This is a genomic window from Pseudomonas sp. Tri1, assembly GCF_017968885.1.
In the GTDB taxonomy this organism is placed as follows: Bacteria; Pseudomonadota; Gammaproteobacteria; order Pseudomonadales; family Pseudomonadaceae; genus Aquipseudomonas.
In genome coordinates, this window is record NZ_CP072913.1 from 6,461,876 (window position 1) to 6,476,392 (window position 14,517).

11 protein-coding genes are annotated in these 14,517 nt (G+C 61.1%); 5 read left to right on the forward strand and 6 right to left on the reverse strand.

Annotated features, from left to right (window positions below; translation table 11 throughout):
* Positions 1-9: 9 nt before the first annotated feature.
* The gene (gene glnK, locus J9870_RS28320) at positions 10-348 is read right to left on the reverse strand and encodes a P-II family nitrogen regulator (RefSeq protein ID WP_002555808.1); all 339 of its coding nucleotides are present in this window, start codon (positions 346-348) and stop codon (positions 10-12) included.
* Between the two features lie 413 nt (positions 349-761).
* Between glnK and J9870_RS28325 the strand changes: the two genes are divergently transcribed.
* Positions 762-1,022, forward strand: a complete 261-nt coding sequence (locus J9870_RS28325; protein WP_063323829.1) for an accessory factor UbiK family protein — start codon at positions 762-764, stop codon at positions 1,020-1,022.
* A gap of 53 nt (positions 1,023-1,075) precedes the next feature.
* Here J9870_RS28325 and J9870_RS28330 read toward each other — a convergent pair whose 3' ends face one another.
* The gene (locus J9870_RS28330; protein ID WP_210641996.1) at positions 1,076-2,716 is read right to left on the reverse strand and encodes a methyl-accepting chemotaxis protein; all 1,641 of its coding nucleotides are present in this window, start codon (positions 2,714-2,716) and stop codon (positions 1,076-1,078) included.
* Between the two features lie 423 nt (positions 2,717-3,139).
* On the opposite strand from J9870_RS28330, the gene J9870_RS28335 reads away from it, so the two are divergent.
* From J9870_RS28335 to J9870_RS28345, 3 genes are read left to right on the forward strand one after another with little or no spacing between them, the layout of a single operon-like run.
* Positions 3,140-4,564 carry a cytochrome c gene (locus J9870_RS28335; protein WP_246883058.1) on the forward strand — a complete coding sequence of 475 codons (1,425 nt, stop codon included), beginning with the start codon at positions 3,140-3,142 and terminating at the stop codon, positions 4,562-4,564.
* Between the two features lie 15 nt (positions 4,565-4,579).
* Positions 4,580-5,122: a sorbitol dehydrogenase family protein gene (locus J9870_RS28340; RefSeq protein WP_246883059.1), complete on the forward strand. Its 543-nt coding sequence runs from the start codon at positions 4,580-4,582 to the stop codon at positions 5,120-5,122.
* A complete protein-coding gene (locus J9870_RS28345) occupies positions 5,119-6,753 on the forward strand; it encodes a GMC family oxidoreductase (protein ID WP_210641998.1) in 1,635 nt (544 codons plus the stop codon). The genes J9870_RS28340 and J9870_RS28345 overlap by 4 nt, the downstream gene beginning before the upstream one ends.
* Before the next feature lie 4 nt (positions 6,754-6,757).
* Here the strand turns inward: J9870_RS28345 and J9870_RS28350 are convergent, their stop codons facing one another.
* On the reverse strand, positions 6,758-8,035 hold the full coding sequence (locus J9870_RS28350; RefSeq protein ID WP_210641999.1) for a HAMP domain-containing sensor histidine kinase: 1,278 nt from the start codon (positions 8,033-8,035) through the stop codon (positions 6,758-6,760).
* Positions 8,036-8,321: 286 nt separating this feature from the next.
* Between J9870_RS28350 and J9870_RS28355 the strand changes: the two genes are divergently transcribed.
* Positions 8,322-9,815, forward strand: coding sequence for a YifB family Mg chelatase-like AAA ATPase (locus tag J9870_RS28355; RefSeq protein WP_210642000.1), 1,494 nt, complete (start codon positions 8,322-8,324; stop codon positions 9,813-9,815).
* 6 nt (positions 9,816-9,821) lie between these two features.
* Here the strand turns inward: J9870_RS28355 and J9870_RS28360 are convergent, their stop codons facing one another.
* The 3 genes from J9870_RS28360 to J9870_RS28370 form a co-directional block, all read right to left on the reverse strand.
* Complete coding sequence (locus tag J9870_RS28360; RefSeq protein ID WP_210642001.1) at positions 9,822-11,036, reverse strand: aldose 1-epimerase family protein; 1,215 nt, start codon at positions 11,034-11,036, stop codon at positions 9,822-9,824.
* Positions 11,037-11,409: 373 nt separating this feature from the next.
* Positions 11,410-13,386, reverse strand: coding sequence for a methyl-accepting chemotaxis protein (locus J9870_RS28365; RefSeq protein WP_210642002.1), 1,977 nt, complete (start codon positions 13,384-13,386; stop codon positions 11,410-11,412).
* A gap of 187 nt (positions 13,387-13,573) precedes the next feature.
* Entirely contained in the window at positions 13,574-14,494 is a 921-nt protein-coding gene (locus tag J9870_RS28370) for a LysR substrate-binding domain-containing protein (protein WP_210642003.1), read from the reverse strand.
* Positions 14,495-14,517: the final 23 nt, after the last annotated feature.

A 14,517-nucleotide genomic window follows, 5' to 3' on the forward strand; every position in this document is an offset into this window, starting at 1 on the left:
TTTGGCGGCTTAGATAGCGTCGGTATCGGTTTCGCCGGTACGGATGCGAATAGCCTGTTCCAGATTGACCACAAAGATCTTTCCGTCACCAATCTTGCCGGTGTTGGCGGCCTTGGTGATCGCCTCGATCACCCGGTCGAGATCCTTGTCGTCAATGGCGACATCGATCTTCACCTTGGGCAGGAAGTCGACCACGTATTCCGCGCCGCGATACAGCTCGGTGTGACCCTTCTGCCGACCGAAGCCTTTGACCTCAGTAACGGTAATGCCCTGCACGCCGATCTCGGACAACGACTCGCGCACGTCGTCCAACTTGAACGGCTTGATGATGGCAGTGACTAGCTTCATGAAACTTTCTCCCGAATTGGTGGACTTGCCCCAGGAAAACAAACCCGACTCAAGTCTAAGCGCAGTGCCTGGCTTTGTAACGCATCGTCGGCCCAAGTTGCCCGACAGGTGCCAGCTAACCGTTCCTGACGAAGCTCCCCGCTCCGCCTGCTGCACTGCATTCGTCACAACGACTGCATCAGTGCATGGGTCATCAGCGTCTAAGCAGAAACCTTGCCACCTGTACCCAAACCCTCTGATTTCAGTCTCTTACCCACCGTACCCGCTTGCTTCGCACCACGAACCGCAGCGATACGCACAACAACAGTGCGCCATCGTCCGACCCAGTGCGCGAAAAGCGTGCATCCTTGCTTGCCAATTGACTATAGACACTGCGTGGTACACTGCCCGCCATCGTTTTCAGGACACTGCACATGCTTGCGCCCAAAGACCTCCTCGACGCCCTGAGCGGCCACGCCTCCCGCCTATTGAGCGGCGACACCCCGCTACCCAAAAGCGAAATCGAAAGCCAGTTCAAGGCCCTGCTGCAAAGTGGGTTCAGCAAACTGGACTTGGTGAGCCGGGAAGAATTCGACAGCCAGATGGTCGTGCTGGCCCGAACCCGGGCACGGCTTGAAAGCCTGGAGGCCAAGGTCGCGGAGCTGGAAGCGCGATTGGTTCCAGCACAGGAGTAAGCACCTTCGGGCCATACGCCTGGCATCAGCCCAGGCGTATTCAACCCAAGGGGTCAGAGACGGAAACGGCCGACCAGGGTATTGAATGACAGGGCCAGGTTAGACAGCTCCTGGCTCGACGCATTGGTCTGGTTCGCCCCAGCTGCGGTCTGGGTCGAGAGATCCTGGATATTCACCAGGTTGCGATCGACCTCCCGTGCCACATGGGCCTGCTCCTCCGAAGCCGTGGCAATCACCAGGTTACGGTCATTGATCTGCGAAATGCCGTCGGCGATCTGCTCCAGAGCCTCGCCAGTGGCCCGGGCCAGGCTCTGGGTCTCGGTCACCAGCGCCTGACTCTTGCCCATGGCATCGACCGCGCTGTCAGCCCGATCCTGGACTGCGTGGATCATGCTCTCGATTTCACCAGTGGACGCCTGGGTGCGCGCCGCCAAGGCTCGAACCTCGTCGGCCACCACGGCGAAGCCGCGACCCTGCTCCCCGGCGCGGGCGGCCTCGATGGCCGCGTTGAGCGCCAACAGGTTGGTTTGCTCAGCGATCCCACGGATCACATCCAGCACCTTGCCGATATCACGGACTTGCACCGCCAGATCCCTGACCAGCCCGGTGGACGAGGTGATTTCCAGGGTTGCAGTGTTGATCGCCTGCACCGCACTACGGGCCTGATCACGCCCATTGCTGGCTTGTGAACTGGTCGATTGCGAAGCCTGAGAAGTGGAGACCGCATTGCGGGCTACTTCCTCAACTGCCGAAGTCATCTCGGTCACGGCCGTGGCGGCCTGCTGGATTTCGTCATTCTGCCGGGTCAATGCACGACTGCCATCATCGGTGACGGCCGTCAGCTCCTCGGCGGCGGAAGCCAACTGGTCCGAAGCGCTGGCGATCTGCTGGATGGTGGTCTTCAAGCTCGCCTGCATATCGCCCAGGGCCTTGAGCAACTGGCCAGCCTCGTCGCGACTGCGGCTGCTGATGTGCTGGGTCAGGTCGCCTTGGGCGATGCGTTGGGCACAATCGACCGCCGCGGCGATCGGTCGACTGATCAGACGGCTGATAAACACGCCCAACAGCAGCGCGGCAATAAAGGCCACGACGATGCCGCTGTACAACACAGTCTTGGCCGTCGTCTCCTGCAGCGTCGCGGCCTTGGCGTCTTCGCCGATCTGGCGGTCATTGGAGTCGATCATGATGGTCAACTGGTCCATCACCTTGCGATAGGTCTTCTGCAGATCGCCCAGCAACAGAGTGCGACCGTTCTCCAGGTCGCCAGCCGCCATCATCGCCACATACTGCTGCACCATGGCCTGGTAGACCGGCCAATCGCGGGCCATCTGGTCACCGGCCAGGCGCTCGTCTTCAGCCAGGTTCCCTTTACGGTAAGCGGCAAAAGCCTGTTCGCTGGCCAACTGGTTGGCTTTCATCGAGGCGAGAAACTCATCCTTCAGGCTCTGCGGCGCGTTGCCGGCGGTAGCGACATACAGCCGGTACATGTCGCGCGTCTGGCCGACCGCCTTGGTCTTGGTCTGCGACGTGTTGGCGACCGAGACCAGGTTGTTGTTGAACACCCCCTGCAGGCGTGTCGACAGCGCGGAAACACCGCTGACGCCAAGCATGCCCACGGCGAGCGTGATCAACGCACAGAGGAAAAACGAGGTGATCAGTTTGGTTGATAATTTTGCGTCATTGAGCCAGTTCATCGGTGGATCCTCACGGGATGCTGGTCCAGCAGCCCTGCTATGTGTGCATTTCCCTGCCCCGCGTAACGCCAGGTAAAGGGCCTGTGTCCAGCCTCCATCGCCGCTGATGTGAACCTCGAGCAAGACGTCGTACAACATCACAAACGTACAAGCTATGTGCCCTGCTCGCCTTCAAACTTGATGGGGCGAACTCCTCGCTTTTTTGCCCATTGCGCTCACAACGCTATAGGCCTCTCACCTTCTGAAATACCTTGGCTAGACGCATCCAATGAAAAATATAAGTAATGGCCTATAGCCATATTTCTTGAGAAATGTTACATCATGTAACACATTGATCACAACATAAGACATCGTATGACTTTGGCCATTTCAACGAAATGAACCTGAGAACGTGCGTCGAAGCCCAACCGTGAGGAGTGACACATGCATCCGCAGAGGATGAGTCAGGCATTGCCCGACGTGCGCAAGGCCAGGCCCGTGAGGAATATGCTCGCAGGGTGTCTGACCCTGATAACGGTTAGCCTGGCAGCCCATGGCGAGACGCTCGACAGCAGCGCCTCGCCAGGCAAACGGCTGGCGGTGGCCGCCGATTGCGTGGCCTGCCATAGCACCAGTGACGGCAAGCCGTTTGCCGGCGGTTACCCGCTCAACTCGCCAATGGGCGTCATCTACTCAACGAACATCACCCCTTCCAGGACCGCCGGCATCGGGCACTACAGCCAGGCAGACTTCGCCCGCGCCGTGCGCGATGGCGTGACCCCGGACGGCACTCGCCTGTACCCGGCGATGCCCTACACCTCCTACGCAAAAATGACCGACAGCGATGTCGCCGCCCTGTACCAGTACTTCATGCATGAAGTCGTACCGGTGGATACACCCAGCCCCAAGACCGAGCTCGACTTCCCGTTCAACATCCGTGCCTCGATGCTCGGCTGGAATGCCCTGTTCCATAGCCAGAAACGCTTCGAGCCGGATCCGGACAAGTCCGCGCAGGTCAATCGCGGCGACTACCTGGTCAACGCACTGGCCCATTGCGACACCTGCCACACCCCGCGCAATGTCCTGATGGCAGCGGATAACGCCAAGGCGCTTTCCGGTGGTTCACTGGGCCCCTGGTATGCACCGAACATCACCTCGGACAAGACCAGCGGGATCGGTGCCTGGTCGAGAGATGAGCTCGTTGCCTACCTGCGCAGCGGCCATGTAGAGGGCAAGGCACAGGCGGCCGGCCCCATGGCCGAAGCGGTCGAGAACAGCCTGCAGTACCTTGGCGAAGATGACCTCAAGGCCATCGCGGCCTATCTGCTGCAGACCCCACCGATCGCTACCGGCGAGCAACAGGCCCGCCATACCTTCGGCCAGGCCTCGAACGACGAACTCAGCCTGCGTGGCGGCAAGCCGCAGGACAATCCGGGCTGGCACATATTCAGCGGCACCTGCGCCAACTGTCACCAAGCCAACGGCGAGGGCACCCGTGAATATCCGTCGCTGTTCCACAACACCGCCACCAGTCGCCGCGACAACTTGATCGCGACCATCGTCTACGGCGTGCATCGCGAAGTCGACGGCGTGGCAATCGACATGCCGGCCTTCGGCCCCGATGCGCTGTTCACCGATCGTCTCGACGACCAGCAGATCGCCGACGTCAGCAACTACGTCCTGTCCCGCTACGGCAATGCCGGATTGAACGTGACTGCCGCCGATGTGGCACAGGTGCGCGAAGGCGGACCCAAGGCCCCCATCGCTGTGTTGGCACGCTACAGCGCACCGGCACTGATCGCGCTCGGCCTGCTGATCCTCCTGGCGCTTTACAGGCTCAAGGCTCGTCGCCGGCAACAGGAGGCCTGAGCAATGGAAACCTCAATGACTGACCAACACACGCCCGTTTCATCCTCATCCGCCCCTGGGGTGTCCCGGCGCAGCCTGCTGCGCGGCTCGATCACCCTCGGCCTGACAGCTCTGGTCGGGGGCCTCGGCCCTTGGCAATCGGTGATGGCCATGGCCGAGGGCGACCAGGACTTCATCACCCTGTCGCAATTCCTCGTCAGTCGCCCGGTCAACCCGGTCCTGGCGGCGCGCTACTACCGCGCCCTGAGCCGACGCGCACCGAACTTCAGTGGCAATGTCGGAGCCCTCAGGCAACTGGTCGACGGGCAGGGTTTCAAGCATGTGGATGAATACCTGGCCCAGCCCAACCCGGACCCATCGCTGAAAGCGACGGCCACCAGCATCATCTCGGCCTGGTACCTGGGCATCGTCGGCGAGCTCGCCGACGCCGAACTGATCAGCTACCGCGAAGCGCTGATGTATCGCCCGACCCACGGCATCCTCATCATCCCAACCTACGGTGGCGGCCCCGACTCCTGGGGCACCAAGCCAGCCGACACTCAGGATTTCAAACTATGAGCAGCGTTGCTTACGACGCCGACGTGGTCGTCATCGGCTCCGGCGTGATGGGTGGCCTGATTGCCAGCGGCCTGGCCAAGGCGAACAAATCAGTGATCGTCCTCGAAGCGGGCCCACGGGTGAACCGCCGCGACATCGTCGAGACCTTCCGCAATGCGCCGGTCAAGCTCTCGCTGGCCAACGCCAAGCTGCAGGGTGCCGGTTCGCCCTATCCGAGCCTGCCCCATGCACCTTCCACCTATGGCGACTACCTGCAACAGGTCGGCCCGGTAAAGTACAACACCTCCTACCTGCGCGTAGTCGGCGGCACCACCTGGCATTTCGGCTCCTCGCTGTGGCGCATGCTGCCCAATGACTTTCGCCTCAACTCCCTCTACGGGCGCGGGCGCGACTGGCCGATCAGCTACGACGAACTGGAGCCTTTCTACGCCCGCGCCGAGACCGAGCTGGGCGTGTCCGGGGTCGACGGCCAGGATGAAAGCGGCCAGGGCGGTGCGGCCTATCCACCGCGCTCGATCCCCTACCCAATGGAAGGCCTCAAGCCCAGCTACATGTTCAAGCGCCTCTCAAGCCTGTTGAGCAAGGGCGGCTACAACCCGATCCTCGAACCCAATGGTCGCGCCACCCGCCCCTATGGCAAGCGCCCGCCGTGCGCGGGCAACAACAACTGCAACCCGGTCTGCCCAATTGCCGCCAAATACGACGGCTCGATGCATATCGACGAGGCCGAGCGCCACGGCGCCAAGGTCCTGGACAACTCGGTGGTGTATCGGATCGAGGCCGGCGAAGACGGCAAGATCACCGCGATCTGGTACATGCGCCCGGACAAGACCCAGCATCGCCTGACCGCCCGCTACTTCGTGCTGGCGGCCTACGGCATTGAATCACCGAAGCTGTTGCTGATGTCCACATCCGAGCAATACCCCAACGGCATCGCCAATACTTCCGACCAGGTCGGCCGCAACCTCATGGACCACACTGGTGTGAGCATGAACGTGATGACCAAGGAAGACATGTGGCCTGGCGAGGGGCCGACACAGTTGCTGGTGTACCTGAACAGCCGCGACGGCGCATTCCGCAAGGACTACCCAAGCTACAAGATCAAGGTGCGCAACACGGTGCCCACCTCGCAGATCACCACCAACCTGATCGCCAAGGGCGTGCTGGGTTCCAGGCTCGACGAACAGATCCGGCTGCAGTCAGCGCGCTCCTTGAACTGGGCGGTGGACTTCGAAACCCTGCCGCTGCCGGAAAACCGCGTCACGCCGAGCAAAACCCGCTTCGACGCGATTGGCCTGCCGGTACCGGAAATCTACTACAGCGTTCCCGACTATTGGCATGCCGGCAAGGAGAAAGCCCTGGAGGACCTCAAGCAGTTCGCCCATCTGCTCGACGCCGACATCCTCAGTACCGACGTCAACTTCCAGAACCGCCAGCACATCATGGGCACCACCATCATGGGCGACGATCCGAAAAACTCGGTGGTCGACCGCGACTGCCGTAGCCATGACCACGCCAACCTGTTCATCGCTGGCACTAGCGTGATGCCGTCGTCATCCTGTGTGAACCCCACGCTGACAGGTGCCGCACTGAGCATTCGTATCGCCGATCAATTGCTGAGGGAGGTGTAAGCGCTCAACCACTCGCCGCTCGCAGGGATTGGCCTTGGGCAAGCGCGAGCGGAAGCTCCAGGGTAAAGAGCGCGCCCTTGCCCGGCCCCGCGCTCCATGCCGTCAGCTCACCGCCCATCTCGTGGGCGGCCAGGATGCAGCTGTGCAGGCCGAAACCATGACCATCGGCACGCGTCGTGAAACCGTGCTCGAACACCCGCGCGAGATTGTCCGGCGAAATCCCCTCGCCGTTGTCCTCGACCTCGATCCGCACATGCGTGTCGCCCACTGCTTTCAGGCGCAGGGTAATCCGGGACGGTCGCTCCACGCCCGAGCCAAGCGCCTGCTTGGCGTTGTTGATCAGATTGACCAGGATCTGCAGCACTTTGTGCTTGTCCAGGGGCATCGTCGGAATATCGCTGAACTCCTTGACCAGCGTGACCTGATGGCGGGCCAGGGACACATCGCAGATGCGCACCACATCCTCGAGCAGCTCTCGTAGCGAACCCGGCTCCAGCACGCTGGAGTTGCCGGCATAGGACTGCTGGGTGGCGACAATCTCCTTGATATGGTCGATGCTCCTGGTCAGCTTCGTCAGCTCGCCGATCATGCTCTGCTCCTCGGCTGCCAGCGCCTCGGCCAGCTTGCCGAGATAATCCGGTAGCGCGCGGCCTTTCGGATCGCTGCTGATGAAGTCACCCAGATCATCAGGATGCTCCCTCATCAATTGAACGACCTTGGCGACTCCCGGCCTTTTGGATGTATGCACTTTCTCGTACAGGACCTGGGCTGACACATTGACGCTATTGAGCACATTGCCCACGTTATGCAGCACATTGGTGGCGATTTCTGCCATGCCGGCCCGGCGCGCCGTGGTGACCAGCTCGGCCTGCGCCTCGCGCAACTCGTCGTTGACCTTGGCCAGTTGCTGCGGGCTGGGGATCTTCAGGGCCGCGGGCACCAGCCGGACCAGCAGGATGGCGGTGATCACCGAGGCAATCGCGGTGATCACCTTGACCAGCGCCGACAGCCAATAATAGGGCTGCCAGATGGTCAGGATCTCCATCACGTGACTGGTCCCACAGGCCAGGATAAACACGCCAAAGGCCGTCAGCATCCAGTCAAAAGGTACGTCCTTGCGCCGGTGGATGAAGTAGATCAGCGTGAAGGGAATGCTGATATAGGAAAGGGTGATCAGGCCATCGGCGATCACATTGGTCCACAGCAGGTCCGGGCGCCACATATAGCAATGCCCGTGGGGCATGAAGCGGTTATCGGTCAACAGAGCCAGCAGATCGTTCATGGGCCACCTCCTCGTAGCGCCTCTGATACCGCCAAGTGCCGATGGAGCAAATCGCAGTCTAGCAGAGGCCCGGCCCGGTCATTTTCGAACCGGCAGAGTGGAGACAGATAGCAAGCGCGCGCAGTGAGCCATGCTGGAAACGAGTGTCGCACTCGCCTTCCATCGACCGGTTATCCCGCAACATCCTGCCAAAATTTCCCCGTCAATTACCCCACCGATGCCTGCCCCCACGACTAACCTTCAAGAGCCGCAGGACGCGGCGCCCTATTCACTCAAGGAACGATTCATGTCGCTTGCCATTGTCCATAGCCGCGCCCAGGTGGGGGTGGAGGCTCCTGCCGTTACCGTTGAAGTTCACCTGGCCAATGGCTTGCCGTCGTTGACGATGGTCGGCTTGCCGGAGGCGGCGGTGAAGGAAAGCAAGGACCGGGTGCGCAGCGCGATCATCAACTCGGGCCTGAGTTTTCCGGCGCGGCGCATCACCTTGAACCTGGCGCCGGCGGATCTACCAAAGGACGGCGGTCGGTTCGACCTGGCCATTGCCTTGGGGATCCTCGCAGCCAGCGTGCAAGTACCGACCCTGATGCTCGACGACGTTGAATGCCTTGGCGAGTTGGCGTTATCCGGCGCCGTGCGACCGGTACGCGGGGTATTGCCGGCAGCGCTGGCGGCGCGCAAGGCCGGGCGTACGCTGGTGGTGCCATGGGCGAATGCCGAGGAAGCCTGCTTGGCGTCGGGGCTGAAGGTGATTGCGGTGAATCATCTGCTCGAAGCCGTGGCTCACTTTAACGGCCACACCCCGGTCAAGACGTTTGTTTCCAACGGGCTGCTTTCAGCCAGCAAGCCCTACCCCGACCTGAATGAAGTACAAGGCCAGGCCGGGGCCAAGCGGGCGTTGCTGATCGCCGCCGCAGGGGCTCACAACCTGTTGCTCAGCGGACCACCGGGCACCGGCAAGACCCTGCTGGCGAGCCGTTTGCCGGGGCTGCTACCGCCGTTGGCGGAAAGTGAGGCCCTGGAGGTCGCAGCCATTCAGTCGGTCGCCAGTTGCGTGCCGTTGAGCCATTGGCCGCAGCGCCCGTTTCGCCAGCCCCACCACTCGGCTTCCGGTCCGGCGCTGGTGGGCGGTGGATCGAAACCGCAACCAGGGGAAATCACCCTCGCCCACCATGGCGTACTGTTCCTGGATGAACTGCCGGAGTTCGACCGTAAGGTGCTGGAAGTCCTGAGGGAACCACTGGAGTCGGGCCACATCGTGGTTTCTCGCGCCCGAGACCGTGTGCGCTTTCCGGCACGCTTTCAATTGGTAGCGGCGATGAATCCCTGTCCCTGTGGATATCTTGGCGAGCCCAGCGGTCGTTGCTCATGTACACCGGACATGGTGCAGCGCTACCGCAATAAACTCTCTGGCCCTCTGCTGGACCGCATCGACCTGCACCTGACCGTCGCCCGGGAGGCCACGGCGTTGAACCCAAGGCACGAACCCGGTGCCGATACCGCCACCGTCGCCGAGCAAGTGGCCCAGGCCCGGGAGCGCCAGCAAAAGCGTCAGGACTGCGCCAACGCTTTCCTGGATCTGCCGGGCTTGCGTCAGCATTGCAAATTATCCGCAATCGATGAAACGTGGCTGGAAACCGCTTGCGAGCGCCTGACCTTATCGCTACGAGCCGCCCACCGCCTGCTCAAGGTCGCCCGTACGTTGGCGGACCTTGAGCGGGTGGATCAAATCAGTCGCGAGCACCTGGCCGAAGCATTGCAGTATCGGCCCGCAACGCCCTGAAGTGCGTCATGGCTTGCTAAGGTCTACCAGCGGCGTATCCCGCACCTCGGTTTTCCGGCCACCCTGGATTTCATCGATGCGCTTGAGAGCCTTGTCCACGGCGCCCTTATCCGCCAACAGACTGTAGTGGATCTTGAATTGCTTCTGCTCTTTCGGCGCGATGGTAGGCACCAGGTTCAGCGGCCGCTGATACCGGCGGTTATAGGAAAAGCTGGTGCCAGGCTCCAGCCCGGTCACGTAGCCCTGGCCTTGGGTATCGGTGTTTTTCCACAGGGAGAATACCGGAAGCGTAGCGGTGTTGAAGCCCACCGACACACCGAGGCTGCCGGCCTTGTTATGCAAGACGGTGAGCGTATCGCCCTTGGAATCGGCGTACGGCACGACGTTATAGACGGTTTCGTCGTAATCCTTGGTGGGCGCGCGGTACGTCTGCCAATCAGGCAAATCGCCCTTGGCCTTATCGTTAAACGGCGAGACCTGCTGCACCGGTGCAGCGAAACGAGCGCCCTGCTCCAGGAAAGGTGTGCTGAAGTTGCTGTGATAGAGCGCCTGGTATTCCTTCGGGTAGTCGCCGTTGTTGGTCAACGTATCGTTGAGTGCGAAAGTCACACTGCCAGGCTCGGTGACCAGTTCGGTCTGCACCGAGAAGTCGACCTTCTTGAAGGCCTGCTCCTTCAACTCGCCCCGAAGGGTGATGGCGTATGGAGGCTTTTCATCGATGTGCAAAGTGACTTTGTTGGCCGGGATGTTGGCTGCGCGACCATGCAGCGTCAGCAATTCACCGTTATCCATACCGGGATGGCCGACCCATTCGTAGCCACAGCGGGTCACCAGCTCATTGAAACCTTCGAGCCAGCCCAATCCGCCACGGCCATTGAGTTCGATGAACGCTGGATTGACCACTTCCTTGACCGGCGAATCCCAGCCCATGCGCACATTGCCGACCGACGCCTGCAGCACATTCATGCCTCGGGTCGGAACCACTGATAACTTCATGGTGCCGTTGTCGATATCGACGATGCTGACGCCCTCTTGCCGGCCACCATGCAGGGTGCGCATCGTCACGGAAAAGGGTTTGTCGGTTTTCACGCCGAGTTGTTGGCTGGTGATTTGCCAGGGTTGAGCCGCTTTATCGGTATCGAGCAGAACATAATCCCAAGCCATGGCATGGGAAGCAGCGCCCAAGGCGCTAAGGGCAACGAGGAGCTTGAGCGAATTCATGGACAGGGCCTTTTATTGGAGTTGTGCGGTTTTTATAGACTTGAAGAAACGTTTCAGCAAGCACAAAAACGGCAACATCTCTGAAAAAAACACAATTGGAGGGAAAGCTTTGTGGGAGAGGGTTGATCGCGAAGGCGGTGGGTCAGTCAGCGGTTGATGTTGGCTGTGCCGCCGTCATCGCGAGCAAGCTCGCTCCCACACCGATTCCCGGCGGGCACCAGAAGTGTGTCACCGCAATTCCCTTGTGGGAGCGAGCCTGCTCGCGATAGCAATAGCTCAGTTGGTGGAGATGCTGACTGTACCGCTGCCATCGCGAGCAAGCTCGCTCCCACGCTGATCCCGGGGGAGCTTGCTCGCGTTGGTTCCATAGGCCTCAGCGGAACCGATCAACCTCTTGGCGCAGGTCTTGGGCCAGTTTTTCCAGTTCCTTGGCGGTGACCGCCAGGTTCGAGACCACCTGGCGCTGTTCGCTGTTGGCCATGGCGATGCTTTGCAGGTTGCTGCTGAGCAGGGTCGCAGTGCTGCTTTGTTCCTGGGTGGCGGTGGTGATGGCGGCGAACTGTTGGCCGGCAGAACGGCTCTGCTCATCGATGCGCGCCAGGGCCGAGGCCACGTTGGCGTTGCGCGAGAGGCCTTCCTGCATCAACAGGTTGCCCTGTTCCATGGTGCTGATGGCGTTGCCGGTTTCCTGCTGGATGCTGTGGATCATGCCGGAAATTTCGTCAGTGGCCTGGCGGGTACGGGATGCCAGGCTGCGCACTTCGTCAGCCACCACGGCGAAACCACGCCCCTGCTCACCGGCACGGGCGGCTTCGATGGCGGCGTTCAAGGCCAGCAGGTTGGTCTGCTCGGCAATCGAAGTGATGACACCGACGATACCGCCGATTTCCTGGGAACGCTGGCCCAAGGTGTTGATCACCGTAGCAGTGCTGTTCAACGCGCTGGCGATTTGCTCCAGGGACGACGAAGCCTCATCCATCGATGTACGACCGATCTGAGTCTGCTGGGCGTTTTCCTGGGCCAAGCGCTGGGTGTTGCCCATGTTATCGGCGATATCCAGCGAGGTAGCGCTGAACTCTTCCACCGCGCCAGCCATGCTGGTGATTTCCCCGGACTGCTGCTCCATCCCTTCGTAAGCCCCGTTGGACAACCCGGACAGGGCCTGGGCCCGGCTGTTGACCTCTTGCGAGGCTTTGCGAATGTGCTCGACCATGGTCGACAGGGCCTGGCTCATCTGGTTGAAAGCGCGAGCCAGTTGGCCGATTTCGTCATGGCTCGACACATTCAGACGCACGCTCAGGTCGCCAGCGCCCAACGCTTCGGCCTGGCGCACCAGGTCTCCCAATGGCGCCAGCTTGCTGCGCAGCAGCCACATGGCCGCACCGACCGCCAGCAACATCGCCAACAGGCTGCCAATGGCCAGTTGCGTACCGACGCTCCAGGTCACGGCACGGATTTCAGCTTTCGGCATGCTTGCCACGACCGCCCACGGCCCGCCTGTAAATGGCACGGCCACGCTGTAGAAGTCTTCGGCGGTATCGCTCCAGAACGCCCCTTTACCCGGTTTCTTGACCAAGCCAACGATGGTAGTAGCAGCTTGGTCCAAGGCTTGGACGCCGGCCGGTGGCACCAACCATTTGTTTTGCTCGTCCAGCAAGGCCAGCGAACCGGTCTGGCCGATGCGGAAGCGCTTGAGGTTCTCGAACTGCGCGTTCTGCGCGTCGGTGTAATCGAATCCAACGTACAACACGGCGATTACCTTACCGCTGCTATCACGTACGGGTGTGTACTGCGACATGTAGAAGCGCCCAAAGAGCAAGGCTCGACCAATGTAGCTCTGCCCACTCATCACCGGGCCATATGCCGGACCGGCCCGGTCGAGCATGGTACCGATGGCCCGCGTACCGTCCTGCTTGCTCAGCGACGTGCTGATACGAATGAAATCGTCACCGCTGCGCACGAATACCGTGGCCACCCCGGCGGTTGTTTGCTTGAATTCGTCAACTTCCTGGAAGTTGTTGTTCAGCACCTGGCTGCCCAGGTTCAGGCTCGGCGTCTGGACGCCCGCCACCGCAACCATCTGATCCGGGTTCACGCTCAGGCCCGCACTGAAACGCTTCTCGAACAGCCCGCTCAACCGCTGGGTGCTTTCACGCAAAGTCTCGTGGAAGGTGTTGAGCTGGTCGGCCATCAGTCGCGCTTCGCTGGCCAGATGTTCTTCACGGGTGGCAAGGTTGGCAGTATCCAGCGAACGCAGGGCAAAGACAGTGCTGCCGGAGATCACGACCGCCAGTATCACGGCAAGGGCAAGGCCTAGCTGTGAGGCGATTCGGGCACGAGGTTGAGACATGACGGCTCCTGGCCGAGAGACCGGATCATCCTGATCACGTCGCGCACTCGGCATTTTATTCGGGTGTATGTAGGTAGGCTCTTTCTAATACGAAAGTACTATCTCCAACACATTCGGCGGCGAAACCGAATACTTGAGCGGTTTAGGCGGAATAACGCCAAGTGGCTAGCACGGCTCCTGCATCGTTTCAGCCAAGACGCTCTACGACGGGCAATTGCATGGCCTTCACCTCGCTTAGGAGAAAATCGCTGAGTCGACGCAAACGTTCACCTCCGGGCCGGGTTTTCGGCCAGACCAGGTAATAGTGCTCACCGCTGGCCACAGCGGTCGGCCAAGGCAGGCTCAAGCGGCCTTGGGCGACGTCCTCGGCCACCATCAGCAAGTCGCCCATGGATACGCCATAACCACGGGCCGCGGCGATCATGCCCAGCTCCAGCGTATCGAACACCTGTCCCCCCTTGAGCGAGACCTTGTCCGACAGCCCCATACGTTGCAGCCAGTTGCGCCAGTCACGGCGATCCGGCGTGGGGTGCAGCAGTTCGGCGCTGGCCAACCGCGCCACATCCCAGGGCTGGTCGTTCAACAGGTTCGGCGCGCCCACCGGGATCAGCTCCTCGGGGAACAGCAGGCTGGCTTCCCAGTCCGCAGGAAAATGCCCATTGCCCAGAAGCACAGCGCAATCGAAGGGCTCGGTGTTGAAGTCCACCGCATCGATATCCATCCAGGCGCTGGTCAGTTGCACCTCGTTGCCAGGTTGCAGATGCCGGAACCGACTCAGGCGCGCCAGCAGCCAGCGCATAGTGAGGGTCGACGGCGCTTTCATGCGCAGGATGCCGTCTTCACCATGCAATGTATGGCAGGCTCGCTCCAGCGCCATGAAACCGTCCCGTACACCCGGCAGCAACAACCGCGCCGCCTCGGTCAACTGAAGATTGCGACCACTGCGCTGAAATAACCGGCAGGCAAAGTGCTCCTCAAGCGTACGAATATGCCGACTGACTGCACTTTGAGTAATCGACAACTCTTCCGCTGCCCGGGTAAACGAGCTGTATCGCGCCGCTGCTTCGAATGCCCGCAGCGCATAAAGAGGAGGAAGACGACGAGACATCAGGAAAACTCCTATAGCGTTGG